17 protein-coding genes are annotated in these 21,378 nt (G+C 43.5%); all 17 read left to right on the forward strand.

Going from position 1 to position 21,378, the window contains the following annotated elements:
- The first annotated feature begins 111 nt into the window (after positions 1 to 111).
- The 17 genes from PAEAM_RS20935 (at position 112) to PAEAM_RS21005 (ending at position 21,353) form a co-directional block, all read left to right on the forward strand.
- Positions 112 to 981: an effector binding domain-containing protein gene (locus PAEAM_RS20935; protein ID WP_100528829.1), complete on the forward strand. Its 870-nt coding sequence runs from the start codon at positions 112 to 114 to the stop codon at positions 979 to 981.
- A 45-nt stretch (positions 982 to 1,026) separates the two neighbouring features.
- A complete protein-coding gene (locus PAEAM_RS20940) occupies positions 1,027 to 1,485 on the forward strand; it encodes a VanZ family protein (protein WP_100528830.1) in 459 nt (152 codons plus the stop codon).
- 310 nt (positions 1,486 to 1,795) lie between these two features.
- Entirely contained in the window at positions 1,796 to 3,508 is a 1,713-nt protein-coding gene (locus tag PAEAM_RS20945; RefSeq protein WP_481856122.1) for a glycoside hydrolase family 13 protein, read from the forward strand.
- Between the two features lie 98 nt (positions 3,509 to 3,606).
- On the forward strand, positions 3,607 to 4,299 hold the full coding sequence (locus PAEAM_RS20950; RefSeq protein WP_091016906.1) for a metal-dependent hydrolase: 693 nt from the start codon (positions 3,607 to 3,609) through the stop codon (positions 4,297 to 4,299).
- A gap of 238 nt (positions 4,300 to 4,537) precedes the next feature.
- The gene (dctA, locus tag PAEAM_RS20955; protein WP_036670619.1) at positions 4,538 to 5,893 is read left to right on the forward strand and encodes a C4-dicarboxylate transporter DctA; all 1,356 of its coding nucleotides are present in this window, start codon (positions 4,538 to 4,540) and stop codon (positions 5,891 to 5,893) included.
- Positions 5,894 to 6,189: 296 nt separating this feature from the next.
- Positions 6,190 to 7,911: an alpha,alpha-phosphotrehalase gene (gene treC, locus PAEAM_RS20960; RefSeq protein WP_100528832.1), complete on the forward strand. Its 1,722-nt coding sequence runs from the start codon at positions 6,190 to 6,192 to the stop codon at positions 7,909 to 7,911.
- A 28-nt stretch (positions 7,912 to 7,939) separates the two neighbouring features.
- Positions 7,940 to 9,958 carry a PTS system trehalose-specific EIIBC component gene (gene treP, locus PAEAM_RS20965; RefSeq protein WP_100528833.1) on the forward strand — a complete coding sequence of 673 codons (2,019 nt, stop codon included), beginning with the start codon at positions 7,940 to 7,942 and terminating at the stop codon, positions 9,956 to 9,958.
- 183 nt (positions 9,959 to 10,141) lie between these two features.
- On the forward strand, positions 10,142 to 10,372 hold the full coding sequence (locus PAEAM_RS20970) for a hypothetical protein (protein WP_133120469.1): 231 nt from the start codon (positions 10,142 to 10,144) through the stop codon (positions 10,370 to 10,372).
- 25 nt (positions 10,373 to 10,397) lie between these two features.
- Positions 10,398 to 10,568 (forward strand): hypothetical protein, encoded by a 171-nt coding sequence (locus PAEAM_RS31890; RefSeq protein ID WP_165789998.1) that lies wholly within the window; start codon positions 10,398 to 10,400, stop codon positions 10,566 to 10,568.
- 40 nt (positions 10,569 to 10,608) lie between these two features.
- Entirely contained in the window at positions 10,609 to 10,950 is a 342-nt protein-coding gene (locus PAEAM_RS31895) for a hypothetical protein (RefSeq protein ID WP_100528835.1), read from the forward strand.
- A gap of 55 nt (positions 10,951 to 11,005) precedes the next feature.
- Positions 11,006 to 11,194, forward strand: a complete 189-nt coding sequence (locus tag PAEAM_RS20980) for a hypothetical protein (RefSeq protein WP_207765588.1) — start codon at positions 11,006 to 11,008, stop codon at positions 11,192 to 11,194.
- Between the two features lie 45 nt (positions 11,195 to 11,239).
- On the forward strand, positions 11,240 to 12,256 hold the full coding sequence (locus PAEAM_RS31620; RefSeq protein WP_165789999.1) for a VWA domain-containing protein: 1,017 nt from the start codon (positions 11,240 to 11,242) through the stop codon (positions 12,254 to 12,256).
- Positions 12,257 to 12,326: 70 nt separating this feature from the next.
- A complete protein-coding gene (locus tag PAEAM_RS32750; protein WP_165790000.1) occupies positions 12,327 to 12,497 on the forward strand; it encodes a DUF262 domain-containing protein in 171 nt (56 codons plus the stop codon).
- Between the two features lie 95 nt (positions 12,498 to 12,592).
- Positions 12,593 to 12,718, forward strand: a complete 126-nt coding sequence (locus PAEAM_RS32550; protein ID WP_279303099.1) for a hypothetical protein — start codon at positions 12,593 to 12,595, stop codon at positions 12,716 to 12,718.
- A 227-nt stretch (positions 12,719 to 12,945) separates the two neighbouring features.
- Positions 12,946 to 13,092 (forward strand): hypothetical protein, encoded by a 147-nt coding sequence (locus tag PAEAM_RS31905; RefSeq protein WP_165790001.1) that lies wholly within the window; start codon positions 12,946 to 12,948, stop codon positions 13,090 to 13,092.
- 656 nt (positions 13,093 to 13,748) lie between these two features.
- Positions 13,749 to 14,921 (forward strand): dockerin type I domain-containing protein, encoded by a 1,173-nt coding sequence (locus PAEAM_RS21000; protein ID WP_100528837.1) that lies wholly within the window; start codon positions 13,749 to 13,751, stop codon positions 14,919 to 14,921.
- Positions 14,922 to 14,990: 69 nt separating this feature from the next.
- A complete protein-coding gene (locus PAEAM_RS21005; RefSeq protein ID WP_100528838.1) occupies positions 14,991 to 21,353 on the forward strand; it encodes an RHS repeat-associated core domain-containing protein in 6,363 nt (2,120 codons plus the stop codon).
- Positions 21,354 to 21,378: the final 25 nt, after the last annotated feature.

Consider the following 21,378-nt stretch of genomic DNA (forward strand, 5'->3'; position numbering starts at 1 on the left):
GTATCTTTCGTCATACAAGTTCGCACACAAAATCAAAAAAAAGATCTGGATCTCAGTCATACTACATAAGAAATCGTTTGATATTTTGAATTAGATAGAGGAGCCGTCACTATGGATCATTACACACGAATTCAACTTGCTATTGAGTATTTGGAGCAGCATTTGCAAGATGATTTTAATATCAGAGAGACGTCCGCTGCTGCGAGCTTTTCGGCGTTTCATTTTCAGCGTTTATTCCAGGCGATCACGGGATTCACGGTACTTGAATACGTGCGCAGACGCAGATTAACGGAAGCTGTAGGGATGCTGCGGGGCACATCGGAAGGCATATTGGACATTGCGATGAGCTTTGGCTATCAATCTCAAGAGGCATTTACCCGTGCATTTTCAGCCTACTTTGGAATGACACCGGCGAAGCTACGTAAGCTGGAAGTGGATCAGTTGTCTCTTCTGAAGATGCAACAGAGCATTGATTTTAACGATTATCGAACTCGGCTTGATGGAACTTTCCACATGAACACACCCCGTCTGGTCACGCGGGAACCGAACTGGATTGTCGGCCATGAATATAAGACCAACCTGAATGACAATCAGCATTATGCTGAAATACCCGGATTTTATCACGATTTTGGCATGGAACAGAAATTCATGGCGATCCCGGAGAGGACACGCCCTGATATGGCTTACGGTGTGGCCTGTCATTTTGAAGAGAATGGAGCATTTTCTTTTATTGTGGGTGAAGAAAGCAGTGGAGCATCACAGGTACTTGAACCCGGTTTTACTTCGATTGAAATTCCGGGTGGCTTATATGCAGAATTCACCGTTGAAGGCTCAGGGCAGGATATTCGGAGAATGATCTATGGCAGCTGGCTGCCGCAGTCTAACTATGAACGGAGGGAAGGGCCGGACTTTGAAGTGACGGATGTCTGGAAATCAACTCCTGAACAACTGGACATGAAGATCTATATCCCGTTAAAATAGACCTTACCGCTTCGCGGAATTCAAGGTCGGAGGACGGATGGATGAATGAACGAAAAGTCGTGGCTCCGCTCCAAGTGGATGCTGACCATTGTTGCTTGCATGGCAGCGCTCTACATACTGATTATGGGCATTTTACTGTTTGTCAGTGGACGAACACCTAGCATGTATTATCAATATAATCTCGTACCCTTCGAGACGATTCGTCCACTTCTTATGGAGAGGGAGAGGTACAATACAGATACCTGGGTCAAAAACCTGTTTGGCAATATCGTATTGTTTATTCCGCTGGGTATCTGGATTCCATGGTTGTTTCGGAGGTGTCGTTCGTTCCTGACATTTACATCTACAGTTGTTTTGCTTCTGCTGGGTGTCGAGGTCACACAATTGATTACACGTGTAGGTTCGTTTGATGTGGATGACATTATTCTGAACACGATTGGTGCCTGGATCGGTTACGTCGGATTTAAGTTAGTCTTATGTTCACAAAATAGGACTCGGAATTGAACCGCAGATCGCGGTCCATGACCGGGTCTTTTTGCATAAGATACCTTTCAAATGTTTACAAGGGAATCATTTCGGATAAAACATATTAACGGCTTATTTATATCGTGAGCAGAGATTATATATAAATTTAACTAAACATTTACACGAAACGGAGAGGACAGAAATAACCTGAAGAAGCGAAAGCGTTCGCCTTTATCACCGGATTTTCCCCTTATAAGGGGAATTCATAAAATCTGGGGATAACAGCGATCGGAAGGTTGTTCTGTCATCGGAGTGTCTAGTGTAAATATTCTTTCGTTCAATTTATATATTGAACAATGATGAGAGCGAGGTGGGCGATATCGTTTGGTGGAAAGAGAGTGTGGTATACCAGATTTACCCGAGCAGCTTTAAGGATTCGGACGGAGATGGATATGGCGACTTGCAGGGGATCTATGAGAAGCTCGATTATTTGGAGAATTTGGGCGTAGATGTGATCTGGCTTTGTCCCATTTACGATTCACCAGGACATGATAACGGATATGATATCCGAGATTACTACGGCATTTTACGCAAGTATGGCACGATGGAGGATTTTGATCGATTATTGGCAGAGGCACACAAGCGTGGTCTCAAGATTATGATGGACCTGGTGCTGAATCATACGTCAGATGAACATGCTTGGTTTGCTGAATCGCGTTCGTCAAAGATGAATCCAAAGCGGGATTATTATATTTGGCGTTCAGGCAAAAATGGGCAGGTGCCGAATAATTGGGAGTCCTATTTTGGGGGTTCGGTGTGGAAGCATGATCCTGAGACAAATGAATATTATCTGCATCTGTATTCAGAACAACAACCGGATCTCAACTGGAACAATGCACAGATGGCAGAAGAGATGTATGAGATGGTGCATTGGTGGCTGGAAAAAGGGGTCGACGGATTCCGTTTCGATGCAGTAGCGCATATCGCCAAGGCAGAGGGTCTGCCAAGTGCCCACAATCCGGATAATCTGCCGGTGGTTCCAGCGTATCAGCTCTTTTCCAACCTGGAACAGGTACACTCGATCTTGAAGAAGCTGAATAACATGATCCTGAAACCCTACGGACCCATGACAGTTGGCGAGACTTCAGGACTTGGACCTGAGCAGGCCTTGGCTTATGTCGGGACGGATCGTGATGAGCTTAATATGGTATTCCAGTTTGAGCATATGTTTATCGATGCCAAATCCTCCGGAATTGGTAAGTGGAACTATAAGGAATGGAAATTGACCTATCTCAAAGAAATCATGAGCCGGTGGCAAACGGTTTTGCATGGTAGAGGCTGGAACGCCAATTATATGGGCAACCATGATCAGCCACGTCCGGTTTCCCGTTTTGGTGATGATGGTAAATATCGGGTGCGTTCTGCTCAGATGCTGGCGACATGGATGCTTACACTCGAAGGGACCCCCTACATCTATCAAGGAGAAGAGATCGGCATGACCAATGTGGCTTTCCCGAATATCGAACAATACCGGGACATCGAGACCAAAAATTATTACAATCATTACATTGGTCAAGGTAAGTCGAAGCATGAAGTCATGCAGGCGATCTGGCTGAAGAGTCGCGATAATGCCCGCACGCCGATGCAATGGGATGAGACGGAACATGCAGGTTTTACCCAGGGTCAGCCGTGGATTCAGGTGAATGATAATTATCCTGAGATTAATGTGGCTGATGCCGAAAGTGATCCGCAATCCATTTTGCATTATTACCGTAAGTTAATTGCCCTTCGCAAACAACATAAAGTGCTTATCTATGGCGCGTATGAACTGCTGCTACCGGATGATCCGGATATCTATGCCTATACACGAACGCTGGATGATGAGCAGATGTTGGTGATTCTGAATTTCCGTGGGCATGAACCTGAGATGCACTGGCCGGAAGGTTGGACTTCCGAGCATGCCAAGCTGATCATCAGCAATGTGAGCAGACGTTATTCTACCGATGAAGGTGCGATTCAGCTTCAGCCGTATGAAGCAAGAGTATATCGTAAGCAGCGGTGACACGGAGGCTAGCGTGATTTTGCGTTGGTGAAGAGGTATGATTTATAATAAATAGTGGTTTTCAAAATAATCAAAACATATGTCGGGAGGAATCCAAGTTGTTGAATATTACGTTCCACGGTCACTCCAGTGTACAGCTGAGCACAGAAGAAAAGTCTCTGATCATTGATCCCTTCCTGCGTGGCAACGAGCTTGCCGTCACGAAGCCTGAAGATATTAAGACCGATGTTGTGTTGCTGACACATGCACATATGGATCACATCCTCGATGCTGAGCCTATTGCCAAAGCAAATAACGCAAAAGTTGTGGCTATTGTGGAATTGGCTACATATATGTCTTGGAAAGGTCTGGATACACTCGGCATGAACATGGGCGGAACGGTAGATCTTGATTTTGCTCAAGCCAAAATGATTCAGGCGTTCCATACTTCCGGGATTGTGCTCGAAGAAGAACAACGGATCATGTATGCAGGTTTGCCTGCTGGATATATCATTAATATTGGTGGTAAAACGATTTTGCATGCCGGAGACACAAGTCTCTTCGGGGATATGAAAATGATCGGTGATCGTCATGATATTGATGTAGCTTTCTTGCCGATTGGTGGACATTTCACCATGGGACCTGAGGATGCGCTGCAAGCGGCCGAATGGTTTAATGCCAAACTGACGATTCCGGTTCATTATGATACGTTTCCGGTAATTCGTCAGGATGCAGAACACTTCGTGCAACAACTGGCTGCAAAAGGGTTGGAAGGACGTGTGCTAGCCCCCGGAGAATCTATTACCCTGTGATGCACATTTAACCGCTGTTCAATAATAAATGGATTTATGGATAAAGACGAATATCACGTCAAGATAACTGACGTGATATTCGTCTTTTTTCGGTTTCAGGTTCAATTTTCACCAATAGAGTTGGTACAAATGACAAAAACATTGAAATTCCATTGTTGAACTCCCTTTTAGAATGATATAAAAAGTTACACGGAAACCAAACGGAAATCCGAATTGACCGCAAACAGGGGGAGCGTTCATGTCATTTATGAAATCATTATTTTTTCAAATTATTGTAGCGGTAATCATCGGGATTGGCGTAGGCATCCTGTGGCCGGATCTGGGTAGCTTGCTGCAACCGCTCGGAACAGGTTTCATCAAATTGATCAAGATGATCATCGCACCACTGATTTTCATGGTGATTGTAACAGGCATTGCCAAAATCGGTGATCTGAAGTCGGTAGGTCGCATCGGGCTGAAAGCCATCGTGTGGTTCGAGATTGCAACTACAGTGGCGCTGGTACTTGGATTGGGAACAGCCAATCTGCTTCGCCCCGGTGCCGGAATGAACGTGGACCCTTCAACCATAGATGCAAGCGGCATTGAAGCAAAAACCAATGGTTCCGAGTTACCGCATACGGTAGACTTTATCATGAATATTATTCCGACAAGTGTTGTAGATGCCTTTGCACAAAATGCACTTCTGCAAGTATTGCTCGTGGCATGCCTGTTCGGGGTTGCGCTGGCAGCAACGGAGAGTAAGGCAAAAGAGAATGTACTGACGCTGATTGAGAACTTGCTCGGCATTGTGTTCCGTATCATCGGTTATATCATGAAACTCGCACCAATTGGTGCATTTGGAGCCATGGCTTACACGGTAGGTGCCTATGGGGCATCCACATTGTCTTCCTTTGGTCTGCTGATTCTGGCCTGTTACGGGGCAGCGCTGCTGTTTTTGGTCATGCTGGCATTGGCTGCCTGGTGGATTACTGGGCTGAATTTCCTGCAATTTGTGAAGTATACCCGTTCTGAAGTGATGCTGGCGATTGGAACCGGGTCATCAGAAGTGGTGATGCCACGTATGATGGACAAACTAACCAAGGCGGGTTGTGATCGTGCGGTTGTGGGTCTTGTAGTGCCGACAGGGTACTCGTTTAATCTGGATGGCGCTTCGATCTATTTATCCTTGGCCACGGTTTTTGTTGCTCAGGCCGTAGGGATTGAACTGACATTGATGCAGCAGATTACGATTTTACTGGTGTTGATGTTAAGTTCCAAAGGCATGGCAGGAGTACCTGGCTCCGCATTCTTGGCCCTGTCCGCAACGGCAGTGGCTGTCAATGCTTTTCCGGTAGCAGCGGTTGCTCTGCTGCTTGGTGCAGATCGATTCATGGATACGATGCGTGTATTCACCAACTTGATGGGCAACTGTGTCGCAGCATTTGTGGTGGCAAAATGGGAAGGTCTGCTGGATCAAAAGCGAATGCGTGCCGTACTCTCTGGTGAGATCAGTGCCGCTGAACTGGAAAGGGAAGAGCAAGCTGCACTATCTCTATTGAAGTTGAATATGCAGGAAAAACAAGGGAAAGCCGTTGTTTCACCGGAGATGTCGTAAGAAGCGTTTTTGAAAATTTCAACCAAGTTCAACCCAATTAGACCGTCTGTTGCCCGCACCAATGGTGGGAAGAACAGACGGTTTCTTGTTGTCCCAATACAGATATCATTGGGTTCACGAACGCAGGTTCCAAAATAAATGTTACAGAGGAAAGATTTATGGGGAATGTGTAGAAGAGACGGAGAATATACATATTATAGTTTCAACTTGTATATACATGTTTACTTATGTAATATAGATATGAAGTTAGCCGAGAACATCACATAAGAGCATTACAATTTATTGGAGGCGTTAACATGAGTTCTAATAACACAACTCCGTCATCTTGGTGGAAGACATCAACGGTGTATCAGGTATATCCGAAGAGTTTTAATGATACAACCGGATCGGGTACTGGAGATATTCGTGGATTAACCGAGAAGCTTGATTATTTGCAGCATCTGGGTATCGATATTGTGTGGTTGCAGCCGGTATATGTATCTCCGCAGCATGATAATGGGTATGACGTAGCGGACTATTATCGGATTAATCCGGATTATGGAACGATGGAGGATTTTGACGAATTGCTGAAAGGTCTGAAGGCTCGTGATATGAAACTGATGATTGATATCGTGGTGAATCACTCCTCGACCGATCATGAGTGGTTCCAGCAATCCCGTTCTTCCAAGGATAATCCGTATCGGGATTATTATATTTGGAAAGATCCTGCCCCGGATGGCGGTGTGCCAAACAACTGGCAATCCAAGTTCGGTGGGCCCGCGTGGCAGTATGATGAACAGACGGAACAATATTTCCTGACTTTATTTGATAAAACGCAGGCAGATCTGAATTGGGAGAATGAAGAAGTACGCAAAGCTGTACGGGATATGATCAAGTTCTGGGCGGATAAGGGTGTGGATGGTTTCCGTATGGACGTGATTAACCTGATCTCCAAAGACCAGCGTTTCCCGGATGATGATGGTAGCGTCTCACCGGGTGATGGACGCAAATACTACACGGATGGACCGCGTGTGCATGAGTACATTACCGAGATGTACGATGAAGTATTCGGGCCTTACAACATGGTGACTGTAGGGGAAATGTCTTCCACAACACTGGAACATTGTATCCAATATTCGAACCCGGCTTCCCGGGAGTTTTCGATGACGTTTAACTTCCATCACCTGAAAGTGGATTATCCGAATGGTCAGAAGTGGGAACTGATGCCGTATGATTTCGAAGCGATGAAACAGCTCTTTAGTGAGTGGCAGACAGGCATGCAAGCCGGTGGAGGTTGGAACGCGCTGTTCCTTAATAACCATGATCAGCCGCGGGCATTATCCCGATTCGCCGATGATGGTGATTATCGTGCCGAGAGTGCGAAGATGCTTGCAACAACGATACACGGAATGCAAGGTACACCTTATGTCTACCAGGGTGAAGAGATCGGAATGCCGAATCCGGTCTGGAATGACGTCAGCGAGTTCCGCGATATCGAATCAACGAACATGTACCGCCTGCTTCAGGAAGAACGAGGCAAATCCGCTGAAGAAGCTTTCAACATTGTAAAGGAACGTTCCCGGGACAACTCCCGCACACCGATGCAATGGAATGGAAGTAAAAACGCCGGATTTACTAGCGGAACACCTTGGCTGAAGGTGGATGAAAGGTATCCTTCCATTCACGTGGAACAGCAGCTGGCTGATCCAGATTCGATCTACTACCACTACCGCAAATTGATTGCCCTACGTAAACAGGTTAACGTGCTGATCGACGGTCTGTATGAACAATTGGACGATGCACATCCGGATGTATTCGCGTACGCACGGACCAATGGAAATGAAACCCTGATTGTTGTATCCAACTTCAGTAAACGAGACGTCACGTTCTCGCTTCCGGAAGCGGTCTGGAATGATCACATTGCAAGCAAATCAGCAGAGTTACTCATAGGAAATACGGAGGCAGCCCCTGTGCTGACGCAGGAAATCTCTCTCAGTCCGTATGCATCCTATATGTGGCTTGTGCCACAACAGGACTAATCACATTTTATAAATAGGAAGTGACACTATGGCAATCGATAAAAAACAGGTTGAGGAGATCGTCCGGGCTGTCGGTGGCAAAGAGAATATTGAAGCTGCTACACACTGTGTTACACGACTCCGGTTTGCCTTGTACGATGAGAGTAAAGTGGATACTGAAAGTCTGGATCAGAATGATCTGGTCAAAGGACAGTTCTCTTCCCAAGGACAATTTCAGGTCGTTATTGGGCCTGGTCTGGTGGATAAAGTCTATGATGAGATGATTCAGATTACCGGGGGAGATCGTTCTTCCAAGGATGATGTGAAGGCGGTTGCTGGTAAAAAGCAAAATCCAATCCAGCGAGCGATCAAAACACTCTCGGATATTTTCATTCCGATCTTGCCTGCAATCATTACGGCAGGTCTTTTGCTCGGGATTAACAATATTCTGACAGGCCCAGGCATTTTCTTTGATGGAAAATCACTGGTGGATGTTTATCCAGCCTGGAAGGATCTTGCGTCCATTATTAATACAATCGCAAGTACAGCCTTCACGTTCCTGCCGGCTCTAATTGGTTGGGCAGCTGTAAAAAGGTTCGGCGGCAGTCCGCTGCTCGGGATCGTGCTGGGTCTCATTCTGGTACATCCCGATCTGCTGAGTGCATATGGTTACGCTGATGCTGTGAATAATGGCACGGTGCCAACATGGAATCTGTTCGGTTGGGAGATTGAGAAGATCGGTTATCAAGGGCAGGTTCTGCCAGTACTGGTATCGGCCTATCTGCTTGCGAAGATGGAAATTTTCCTGAATAAAAGGGTACATGATTCGATCAAACTGCTGGTCGTTGCACCAGTTACGTTGCTGATTACCGGATTCCTGGCATTTACAATTATTGGACCGGTTACATTTGCTATTGCAAATGCAATTACATCTGGCTTGATCTATGTATACGATTCATACGCGGCGCTGGGTGGTCTGATCTACGGTGGTCTGTACGCTTTGCTCGTTATCACCGGTATGCATCACACGTTCCTCGCGGTCGATGTTCAGCTCATTGGTAGTCAAGGCGGTACGTTCCTGTGGCCGATGCTGGCATTGTCCAATATCGCACAAGGTTCGGCGGCACTTGCGATGATGCTTGTCCTGCGTGAAAAGAAAATGAGAGGACTTGCGGCAACGTCCTCGGTATCGGCCTTCCTCGGGGTAACTGAGCCGGCGATCTTTGGTGTTAACATCCGTTACCGTTATCCGTTTATCTTTGGTATGATCGGTTCCGCGATTGGTGGTGTGCTGCTGACGATGAATAATGTTCAGGCAACCTCCATCGGTGTAGGTGGCGTACCGGGATTCCTGTCGATTTTCCCTGACAAATGGGGCGTCTTTTTCATCGGCATGGCGATTGTCCTGGTTGTACCATTTGTACTGACCGTCCTTTTTGGTAGAGCCAAACTGAGAAAAGAAGATCGTAGTGCAAGCAATGAAACCGTTAATGAGCCTAAAGCGGCTACGTCGCAGTCTGCTTCGGGTGTTACCTCTTCAACTGCAAAAACAGATCCAAGCCAGCGCACACGTAGTGCAGCTCAAGTAGGGGACGAGGCAGTGAATACACTGGAAATCATGGCGCCTTTAACAGGCCAGGCCGTGTCACTGGAGCAAGTACCTGATCCGGCTTTTGCCGAGAAACAGATGGGTGAAGGTGTAGCGATTGAACCTTCCGGCAACGTCGTTGTTGCTCCGTTCGATGCTCAGGTGGCTCATGTGATCAAAAGTAAACATGCAGTGATTCTTGAACACGCGAGTGGATTACAAGTTCTGATCCATGTCGGGATTAATACGGTATCCCTCAAAGGTGAAGGCTTCAACATGCATGTGGAAGCTGGCGAACATGTAAAAGCTGGACAAAAGCTGTTGGAGTTTGATCGTAAGTTAATTGAAGATGCGGGATACCCGCTGATTACACCGATTATCATTCCAGATGGTCAAGATATGGTTGAACGGGTGGAAGTCACGACAGGTGATGTTACATCTAATCAAAATGGTGTGTTGAAGGTTCATCTGAAAGGTTAATTGAATACAACAACATGAAGGGGCTGCATGATGTGCAGCTCCTTTTTTTTTAGCGTGCCCAGAGGCACACATTATCTAGTTGGTGAAAGCCAATCAAAGGAGGGGCCAAGCTACCTTTGTAGCCAGGACGCTGCATATGGCGAGATCTGTGTGTAAAAGCGCATGTTGGCAGTAAATAGAGCGATGGGTAAACTACGTAAAGCGAGTGATGCCTTTGGACAGTTTGTTGTCATGTACTTGCAAAGCGGAACGTTTCGGAGACTAGGAACGGAGCGCACGCGCGTACCACATATTAAGATTGTGGATGAATACTCCAGATACATTCATCCAGATGTGGAGTTGTTCTTATCCATTGCAGCAGAATATCGGACAGCCGGAATAATTGCTACAGTCCCCAGGCCAACTGGAGGTTGAAGCGGGGAAAATCAATGCTAAAGCCATGAAGCAGTCCATCTTAACAAGCTGCCGAAACAAAATTGCTTTTGGTGGCCTTGCTTATCAAGATGCGCTCGGATTTAGCAGGGAGTTTGGTAAAAAGCAGATTATCAGCAGGCCAAGCACATTTAAACAGCAGATTTTATTAACAAATATCTGCTGCCTGAAAATCTAGAGATACGGAAAAAGAGGAAGATCGAATTTTTTACACACAGATGATGGATGGCTTACCCAAATTTCATTACGTAGCAAGGCTACTGGATGATGGAACACCGTTGCCGCAGAAGAATGGTAAGGGCTCATTTGTTCCCCGTGATTGGAAAGAGCGCCGAGAATGGGAGGTAAGAAAAAAGTTGTGGGCGTTTAAATTTGATTTTAAACACAAGCCTAAAATTTTAGATCAGCCGATGTTAAATCCAGAGCAGCCTGGGTCGGAAGACAAGCTTTCTTCCAAACTGAAGTTTGTTCCTACGGGCTTGGCTGACCAAACTCCCGCGTTCCCTCCTATATCCACATGTGGAAGGAACGAAGCCAGAAGGCAGTTCCTCTCAGGATGAATCAACGCATGGACATGAAGATGATCTTGATCCGTTCGAGTAGCACCCTCACTGAATGTCAGTGAGGTTATTTAAATTGCCAAAATTACACATGATTGAAGAGTTGAAAAGAGTATTGATTGAAGGTTATAACGAGGCCAAGCTGGAGCTTAACAGTTATGACGAAGGATGGGCGCAAATTTATAGCGCCAAACAAAACGATTTGATTTTGCAAGCTGACATGGTTGGAGTGGAAGTGAAATAGAACATGACTGATCAAGGATATCTGGATTTTCGTGAGTTTACTCGCTTGGATGATCTGGCAGCAGCCATTGGCACAACGAAATACAATGAAAACGTTCTTGGATGGGTGAAAGAGCAAGCTACAGAAGCTTTATCCGCAGCACTTAATCAGAACGGTTCTCAATTATCACAAATACTTGCTCAGGCTTCAGATGAAGCGATAGAGACTAAAGAAAATGTGAACTTCATGTTAGGTGGAATACAGGCTGGAAGTAGTGACAGTGAGCTGAAGAAGGTTCCTTTAAAAGAGCAATTATTTCTTGCTGAAAAATTGAGTCATAATAAGAATTTGAAGGAAATCGCAAAATGGACAGGACGAATGAAGGTCATTGCCAGTCGCAAACAGCGATATAAACACAAGGACGCGATTGATAGGAATGGAATTCGGCAAGGAAGTGACATTGAGCAACTGCTGCCGATGGAGCTAGGCAGTTACGCCAGCCCCATTAGCAAAATGGATTTTTTACGCCGATATGCGGAAGGACAGGCACTTCAGTATGACACCAAGGGAAAAGAACATCTCGGTAAAGGGCCCATTATCCTGTGTCTCGATCAATCTGGTAGTATGAAGGGCCAGGATACGATCTCCAAGGGATTTGCTTTGGCTCTCATGAGCATTGCCCGGAAACAGAGAAGGGATTTTGCATGGATACCGTTTTCCTCACATGCTTCTGATGCCATCATCTATGAACGAGGGAAAATTGAAGTTCCAGATATGATTCAGCTTGCAACTGTTTTTCTTGATGGAGGTACGAATTTTGTACAACCCTTAAATAAAGCAAGCGAAGTCATTAAACAAAGTCGATTTAACCAAGCAGATATCATTTTTGTTACTGATGGGGAAGCCCATGTAAATAATGATTTTTTAAAAGCATGGAGCAGTTTGAAGGAACAAAAAGGATTTTCTGTCTTATCCTTATTATTGGGCAAAGAGTCCATTCATGGAGTAGATGGATTTACTGATCGAATTGTTCGAGCTTGGTCATTTGAGGATCAATCTATACAGCAAGCTTTTGATATTTGACCAAATATCAGGACATGCACGCTGCGTCCTGTTATTAAGTGTTCAGAGAACAACAAAAAGCCTTTTAAATATGCGTGACCTTATTCGATTTGATTTGCCATTCCAACGGAACAGCGTATGGAAGAATGATCGACGTTCGTACATGGTTGATTCTGTTATTAGGGATCGTTACATCCCAAATGTTCTAGTTTGGAATAACGGAGACGGGTATATCTGGGTTATTGATGGCAGACAGCGTTAGGAGTCTGTTTTCTTCGTTACCATTACAAGTTGAGTAATGGAACAGTGGATTTTAGTGGTGAGTCGATTGCCTGTAGACGACATGACACTTATGATGTGCAATTTGAATTCCTTACGTACAACTTCACGGTGACCGAGCTTAGTGAATGTACACTTGAAGAAGTGGAAGAGATGTTCTATAGTGTCAATCAGTCTGTCATTAACATCTACAGAGAAAACTAGATTGAAATTAAGTCCTGCAATAAGGGAAACCGTTTTAGGAACTTGCGCAGCATTTGTTCTTTGAGAGGATGGCTTTACTAAAGCTGATCGTAATCGGTATTTGGATGAACAATTCATCTGGCAGTTCATTGCTTCAGCCTCTAACCAGGACATGGATTTCAGTGGGTCAAGCTTAAACAAGTTTATTTAAGTTTGGAAGAAGTTCCAGCCCCGGCAACGGATTTGATATGGATGCAGCTTTTCGTAATTGGGATCCAGCGAAACGTAATGTGTTGAAAAAGGTTCATGTTGGTAGTCTATTTCAAGTAGTGGACTATGCGATTCAGCATGACGGTCTGAGGATCATTTTGGAGCATGGACTGAATCATTATTAATTGACCGTTATTCTGTAGATACGCTGTACGGACAGCTTGCCAGAAAGGTGCGACTAGTAAGGCGTTAATCGAAAAAGGCTTAGTTTAATGACGGAGGATATGAAGCAATCCCCCTTACAGATGGAATTATCTGGAACAAATTTTGAATAATATATAGGTATTTATGTATATATTTTTATCTTCAGTAAGAATTTCAGTGGTTTTAATATTGGTAGAGGTAACCTTACTGACTTAGCTAGTAAGGTTTTTTTCGTTAAAAAAGGGGTTGAATTTTATAAAAGAAAAGGTATGTGGGTCTGCGTTATTACACAGTGTTTATTAATCTATGTTTGAGATCAAAGTGAAAATCATCAGTTCTTATATAAAATTGTATAGTTCCATTTAATATGTGTATATATATTACATCATTTACATACTACAAGAAAAGGATTATTACATAATATTTATTATTTCCTATATGTAAAATAGGTTTTTTTTCGACAATATAAGACAAAATAAAACAAAAAATGCCTATTTCTAATCTATATAAAATAATTGATAATAAGATAGCTATATATTAATCAATAAAGGCAAAGTAGAGAGGAGTAGGAAAGAGAAGGCTAAAATTAAAATATGTAAAAATATTCAATTTATCATTACAGAGGGGAAAATGTGATATGGATGAGGGAAGAGAATTATTAATTTTAAAGTTTAGCAGGAGGGTTTTCCTAACATGTATTATTTTTTTGTTTTCATTTTCTTTGCTTTTAGATGAAGTTCATTCAGCAGAATTGGCTGTTCTAAAAGGTGATGTTGATGGAAACGGAGCGGTAACTGCTAATGACGCTTTAATGGTTACTAAGTACTTAAAAGGAAAAATAACTCTTACACCGGAGCAGATTATTCTAGCTGATATGAACAACGACGGAATTATTGATAATGCTGATGTCGTAAGTATTCTGAGCATTCACGTTGGAACCCAAACTGAAAAAAAAACGCCAGAAGTGCCAAAGAATTTAAAATTGGAGATACTCAGTCATACTTCGGTGATCGTATCATGGGATAATATAAAAGAAGTTAATGGAGATGTTGTTGGAGTTAATATTTATCAGGATAATGTTCTAATTGGAGCTACTAATGGAACGAATTATATAATCAATTTTCTTGATCCTCAGAAGAACTATACATTCACAGTACGTTCAAAATATAGTGAAGGGAGCGAGTCTGATCTGAGTAATCAAGTGACCAAATATAAGAGGGAATTAAAAGGTGATGTTGATGGAAACGGAGCGGTAACTGCTAATGACGCTTTAATGGTTACTAAGTACTTAAAAGGAAAAATAACTTTTACACCGGAGCAGATTATTCTAGCTGATATGAACAACGACGGAATTATTGATGAATCTGATGTCAAAAATATTTTAAGTTTTTCTGTTAGTAACTCATCTGGAAATAGTTCTCTAGAAGTACCTAAAGATTTGAAGTTAGAAATACTTAATCAAACTTCGATAAAATTATCATGGAAGGCACTAGATGAGCTGAATGGGGGAACAAAAGGTTTCAACATTTATCAGGACAACGTTTTAGTTTCAACTACAAATGAGACCAGCCAGGTGGTCAATTTTCTTGATCCACAGAAGACATACACATTCCTAGTACGTTCAAAAAATAGTGAAGGAGACGAGTCTGAGCCAAGTAATTTGATAAAGAAAACAGCATTCAAACAATACACATATAATTATGATTCCTCTGGTCGCTTGAATAGCATCCTAACGCCCTCTGGGAAAAAGATAGCATACACGTATGATGCCAACGGTAATTTGATCAAAAAAACGATTACAAATTTTTAGGAACCACAGCATATTAAAAATAGTATAGTAGCAGTTTGAAACTCACACTATCTGATCGGGGAGAACAAGTTGAAGCAATCTATTACAAAAAAATATATATCCATTCTGCTTATCGTGTCCGTATTTTCAGGACTTTTTGGAAACTGGATACCAGCGATTACATATGCTGAAGAGCAAAATGAACAAGAAGTTTCTACAGGCCCAAATCCTTCTCCGTTGGAGTCTATTTCTCTGATTGCAGAGCAATTTGACAAAACAGAAGGCTTTATCCAGGACTATCTGGATCAGGGTTATACCTTGAATGAAGTCATTAGTGCTTTATATAAAGCTAGAGACGAACAGATTGGATTCGACGAAGCCTTGCAAGCCGTACGTCCACAGGAAGTTAATGAATCGGCTTCGGTCACGAGTGATGTTTATACGGATTCAGCTCTAGCTGAAGAAACGCCACTCACGGGTGTGGAAGCCGACCAATCCAGTATTATGCAGCGGTATGAAACGTTCGCAGTTGAAGAGGAACTGACTGCCCCGCCAGATACAGACCTTGAGAAAGAAAACGAACCGAAAGAAGAGGAAGACAAAAACGCTGAGGATGAGGAAAAAGAACAGGTTGATCCAGATGATCAATCGGAAGGTGAAAATGAGTCTGAAGGAACTGAAGAAACAGCACCACCGACAGAAACTACAACTGATGATGACACCGCACCTCAAACGAATCAGGATGTAGGTCAAGAATCGACAGCACCTTCTTCAAGCGAGAACACTTCTACCCTTGAAGGAAAGCCGGCTGCTGAGACCAAGGAAACACCATCATCACAAGGAGGTGCAGTAAGCACATCTCCTATGTCGATGGAACCGAAATCAGAATCGAAGAATATCTCAGAAAAATCTTCAAAATCTGTGCCTGAAAAGGGACAGGTTAAGGAGAACAATGATGCTTCAATTACAAATAAAAAGCAATCCGAGTCATCATCACAATCGAAGCAAAAATCAAAATCAGATGTAAAACCACTTGCAGGACAAACGAGTGTCCCAGATCCAGGGAAACATATTGCTGAAAAAGCACCAGTCTATAGTAAAAAGTCGTTTAACGAGGCTCCTTATACCGTGGGTGAAAACGGAGAAACCATTTCAACGATGAGTGGTGGCCTTATGTTGGAGCATGTCGATGCGTCTTTGCCTGGACGTGCAGGGATGTCTTTTTCATTGGAAAGGCAATATAACTCGAATTCAGCCCAGTTTTATGATCCGGCCGTGGGAACGAATACATATGAGTATCCGGTCTACAATTATTTTCTCACCTACCAGGCAGTGAAGAAAAAAATCATTACCAAATATCATGTTAAATATAAACTTAACAAGTGGGTTCAGGAAGACTACAATGGCGATGGTCTCAAAGATAATGACACGATTGTAGTGGAAACGCCGACTATCCTGCAAGGTACATATACGACCGAAGCCGATGCTCGGAAAGCGGCAAGTACTCAAATCGCATTTTGGAATCCATCGGAAAGCCGTACCGAGCAACAAACCCGTAGTGGAAGTCTGAGTAGTCTACCTTCGAGTATAAGTTACAATCAGGGTGGATTTAGCGGTACTCTGAACAAATCAGGCAGTGCTCAGGTCATTTCTGGCCAATATCAACCTGCACGTACAATTACTGCTCCAACGCAGACTTGCACGAACTCCATTCCAGGAAAATATGACTCCAAAGGTGTCTGGACTCAGACAGGTTCAGGTAGCCCATGTCCAGATACGAAAACAGCGACCGTCGAGGGCAAAACAATTACGCTTACCCGTTCCTCGGTAACGGCTACGAAAGCTTGTCCATCACCAGATAAATCGGTAGCGAACTATGTGTGTACTAAAACATGGGAAGCACGTTATAACGGGTCTGTATCCGTTCCAGAATCAGACACCCGAGTATATTCTCAATCTTATGTCGGAAGTGTCGTTAAGCCTGGGCAATACTCTCAACAACGTTATGACTCTTGGATTGCAGGTAAGGCTCCATATCAGTATCGTTATGCTTATTCCGTGCGAGAGCAGCCGTGGGTAGAGCAGGAAGTAACAGAAGGTCCGGCTGAATCGATCACGCTATACACCGATGGTACACCTGATTGGTCAGCAGTTAACGATTTGAAAAATAACGTAAATAGTAATGCTGGAATAGGGATCTCTACTTCAATGGATAGTAGTTACAACTATTATCTTGCTTCTAGTCCATCTGCTGAGATACGAGCTTATCAAGTGGGTAGTAACTTTGATGTCACATACTATAACAAAACGGTTCCTGCCGCTGCGGACAAACGAGCACCACTAGGCAAAGGATGGTCTTGGAAACTACCATACATTGAAACAGAGAATGGCAAGTCGTATATGAACATGGCAGATGGTGGCCGCTACGAAATTGCAGGTAATACGCTTAAAGGGTACGACTGGGAAGGTATTGCAGTGAAACCGGATACCTCGGCAACGGTAAATGGAGAAACCTCATCTCTCGTCGTGACTTCTTCAGATGGAATAACCAAGCAATATTTTTCAGCGGATGGACGTCTACTCCAGATCTCCGATGGGCAGAAAAATGATGTTCAATTTCTCTATGAAAATAACTCGGCGTATAACAGCAAATTGTTAACCCAAGTGAAGGACACTATAGGTAATACGATTCGTATCAGTTATACGTCTTCATCTGTAACAATAGTACAGGGAAATCGTACAGTCACATACAACAAACAGACGAAAAATGGTATAGAATTGCTTGATTCTGTCATTGATCCGCTAGGACGAAAAACGACGTATTCTTACAAACTGGCGGATGCCAAGTTTAACCTGCCTGGATTTAGCCCTGAACGTGCGGCGCTTAATCCGTATGCCTTGCTTACATCTGTGCAACACAACACGGGTGCCAAAACGTTCTATGAATATGAGAACGGGACGGTTAAGCGTTACATTGGTGAAGATTCGTTTAATGATGCTTATCGTGTGCTTTCTCGTAAAGATCAGATTACGTATGAAAATGGATCAACAGAGGATTTCAACCGTCAGACGTACAGCTACACTTCAGATATAGGAACAACCTTTTCAAAGGACACAACCTTTGCTGTCTCTGTGAGTAATGGATTAACCAACACACAATACAACTACCGTAAAGATTTTATTAACAATGACACACCAGCCCAGTTCTATCTGGACGGAAGCATTGTTAGTGCAGAGGGTAAGACACAAACAACAACGAATACCTATGGTAAAACCGTCAAAGGACGTAGTTATGCTGCACCAACACCAACGGTAACTACCTTAACGGATAACCAGGCTAAAGACGTCTTAACAACCATCTTACAGTTGGATGACTACGGTAATATCACTTCAGTAACGGATGCAACAGGACGCACTACTACCAGTACGTATGATGATACAAGACACTGGTTAACGAGCGTAACCGATATGGTGGATGCGACCAACAAGAAATATACGGCACTTACACGGGATAATGTCGGTAATATCAAGCAAATCGTAAATCGTACAGACAATGCCAGTGGTGAACTGTTAACACAGGCTGACTACACCTATGATACCTATGGCAACTTGTTAACTCAACGAATCTCGGATGGCAAACAGGAACGAAATGCTACACTGGAATATGATAGCCGTTATCAAAAGGCATTTCCCACTCGTCTAAGCATGATGGTGACCGATGTGGATGGCAAAATAACACCAGTAAGTACATCGTCAGAATATGATATGACTACCGGTGATTTAATCTCATCCACGGATGCGGAGCAGCGTACAACCAAGTATCGTGTGGATGCGATTGGTCGTACCATTGAGGTGACGCAAACGGATGAAACTAAGCTCCGTGCGGATTACGATGATATTAACAATACGATCAGAGTTACGGATGAGCTGGGTCAACAGCGATTGAACAAATGGAATTCACTTGGTCAGGCCATCGAGAGCGGTTATTTCTCAGGGAACAGTTATGTGGCATCTCAGCGTACCGGATATGACCCATATGGTCGACCTGCTTGGACAGATGATGCACTGGGTAATCGCATACGTAATACGTATGACAACTGGAGCCGTGTGGTGATGATAACCGGAGCCGATGGCACGTCCACATCCATGAAATATGATGATGTGGCCCGCACAGCGACAAGTACCGATGCCGAAGGTTACATGCAAGTTGCTACTTACGACAAGTGGGGCAAAGGCATCAAAACGGAAGAGAAAACACAGCTTGATCAGGTTCTCCGAATACTGGAGAAAAATAAATACGATAACATCAGCGGTCAACCGCTGGAGAAAACGGATGGCAATGGGAACGTGACTGCATTAAGTTATGATGTCTTGGGCCAGCTTCGCCAAGTGACCGGCGCCAATGGAGAACAGACGCAATACAGCTATGACATGGCGGGTAATCTACTCAAGACAATTGATCCAGCGGGTAACATCAAAGAGAACACGTATGATCAGCTCAATCGCCGTATCCAGACGAAGGACAAGTCAGGAAATAGCACGAGGAGTTATTATGCACCTGGTGGCAACCTTACTAAATATGTTGACCGTAATGGTAACGAGTTCACATATGAATATGACCTACGAGGTAACCTAATCCGTAAAATCAGCTCAGATGAAACAATCAGTTTCGCTATCGATGCCGTAGGTAAACGTATAAGCATGACGGATCGCACGGGCACTACGGGGTATGAATATGATTCGGCAACGGAGCAATTGACACGCTTGACTTATCCGGATGGACTTACAACCGAGTTCACCTATGATCTGAATGGTAATCGCACGGAGATGAAGGAGCCGTTTGGAAATATCGTCTACTACACGTATGATGAGATGAACCGAATGAAATCTGTCGGTACGGTGAAGGACGCACCTGATGCGCAGTACACATATTATCAAAATGGTCTATTTAAATCGTCTCAATCACAAAATGGTGTAAATAATCACAAAACGTATAACGGTCTTGATCTGGTGGGGCTGGAGCAAGTGCGAGACCGAGAATCCTTGGGTTTGTACAACTACAGCTATGACAACAACAAAAATATTACGAAGCGTCTACAGCATGGTGTACAGGATGATTTTAGTTATGACCAGTTGGATCGGATTGTAACGGCAAGTGGTAATAACGAGCAGTACACTTATGATAAACAAGGCAATCGCCTAACGATGCAGTCGGACAAAGAAGTTAACGCGGTGAACAGTGAGTATCAATACGATACCCGCAACCGTTTGAGTCAAGTCACCACAGACACGACAAAAGTCGGATACCAGTACAACGGAAACAATTTGCTTGTTGAGCGTACTGAAAATGGTGTGACTACTCGGTACTATTATGATGATGGCGCACAGATTATTGCTGAAGCTGAAGTACGAAATGGTAAGCCTGAGCTAAAAGCTACCTATATTCGTGGAGCGAGGCTGGAAGCAATTGTATACGCTGATGGTAATAAGGCTTACGTTCAAACCAATGGGCATGGAGATATTGTTGAACTGCGAGATGAGAATGGAAAACTACTGAATCAGTATGATTATGATATCTGGGGAAATATTCTTTTCAAAGAAGAGAATGTCCACAATCCATTTCGTTATGCGGGTGAACTATGGGATGATGCGACCAACCTACAATATCTGCGAGCACGTTGGTATGATCCAGCAATGGGACGTTTCATTAACGAAGACAGTTATGAGGGAGAGATTGATGAGCCCCTTAGTCAAAATTTGTATTCGTATGTTGAGAATAATCCGTTAACCAATTGGGACCCCACAGGCAATTGGTCGACAGGGCTTACTGCTAACTGGACAATTAATGAAATGAAATTGCAATGGGAAAAAGCTAAAGCGGTTAAAAATACTAAAAGTATGACGTATTGGTCAAATGAAACGAATAAATTAAGAAATCAATTAAGAGCTTCGGGTGTGTCTGAAGCAAATATAATGAAGTCTTCTGACAGTTCAATTCCAGAAGCTGTCGTAAAACAAATAGCAGGTCAAGGTGTTGAAGCCTGGGCGAAGAGTGATCCTATAGGATTTGGTATTTATTTTAAAACATCTACTTTTCTTGTTCCTTCAAGTAAAATAGATGTTGCTTTAGCAGCACTTGGTCCTGTTGGAAGAGCAATGAGATTGGAATTTAGATCAACCAGTCTTCTCGATGAACATTTTCAAAAACATGTAATTGAGAGACGTGAATTTGGTCCTATAACCAAAGCGGCCTATTTACAAGGAGCGAGAGACCTTTTTGGCACTATTGCCGATGGAACTAATATTCTTACTAAAACTCGATTGAGCGATAGAGCAACACTGATTTATAATAGAAATACAAATGAGTTTTTATCAATTTCCAGAGATGGATATATTAAAACGTACTTTAAACCCTCTGGCGGATTGAGATACTATAATAATCAGGGAAATTGAGGTGGGAAAATGTATACGTGCCCAG

The sequence above is a fragment of the Paenibacillus sp. GM1FR genome (assembly GCF_002803315.1).
Classification (GTDB): Bacteria; Bacillota; Bacilli; order Paenibacillales; family Paenibacillaceae; genus Paenibacillus; species Paenibacillus amylolyticus.

Coding starts and splice junctions, on each gene's coding strand:
- PAEAM_RS20935 (WP_100528829.1), top strand. CDS start 112: ATGGATCATTACACACGAATTCAACTTGCTATTGAGTATTTGGAGCAG.
- PAEAM_RS20940 (WP_100528830.1), top strand. CDS start 1,027: ATGAACGAAAAGTCGTGGCTCCGCTCCAAGTGGATGCTGACCATTGTT.
- dctA (WP_036670619.1), top strand. CDS start 4,538: ATGTCATTTATGAAATCATTATTTTTTCAAATTATTGTAGCGGTAATC.
- treC (WP_100528832.1), top strand. CDS start 6,190: ATGAGTTCTAATAACACAACTCCGTCATCTTGGTGGAAGACATCAACG.
- treP (WP_100528833.1), top strand. CDS start 7,940: ATGGCAATCGATAAAAAACAGGTTGAGGAGATCGTCCGGGCTGTCGGT.
- PAEAM_RS20970 (WP_133120469.1), top strand. CDS start 10,142: ATGGGTAAACTACGTAAAGCGAGTGATGCCTTTGGACAGTTTGTTGTC.
- PAEAM_RS31890 (WP_165789998.1), top strand. CDS start 10,398: ATGAAGCAGTCCATCTTAACAAGCTGCCGAAACAAAATTGCTTTTGGT.
- PAEAM_RS31895 (WP_100528835.1), top strand. CDS start 10,609: ATGATGGATGGCTTACCCAAATTTCATTACGTAGCAAGGCTACTGGAT.
- PAEAM_RS20980 (WP_207765588.1), top strand. CDS start 11,006: ATGTCAGTGAGGTTATTTAAATTGCCAAAATTACACATGATTGAAGAG.
- PAEAM_RS32750 (WP_165790000.1), top strand. CDS start 12,327: ATGCGTGACCTTATTCGATTTGATTTGCCATTCCAACGGAACAGCGTA.
- PAEAM_RS31905 (WP_165790001.1), top strand. CDS start 12,946: ATGGATGCAGCTTTTCGTAATTGGGATCCAGCGAAACGTAATGTGTTG.
- PAEAM_RS21000 (WP_100528837.1), top strand. CDS start 13,749: ATGGATGAGGGAAGAGAATTATTAATTTTAAAGTTTAGCAGGAGGGTT.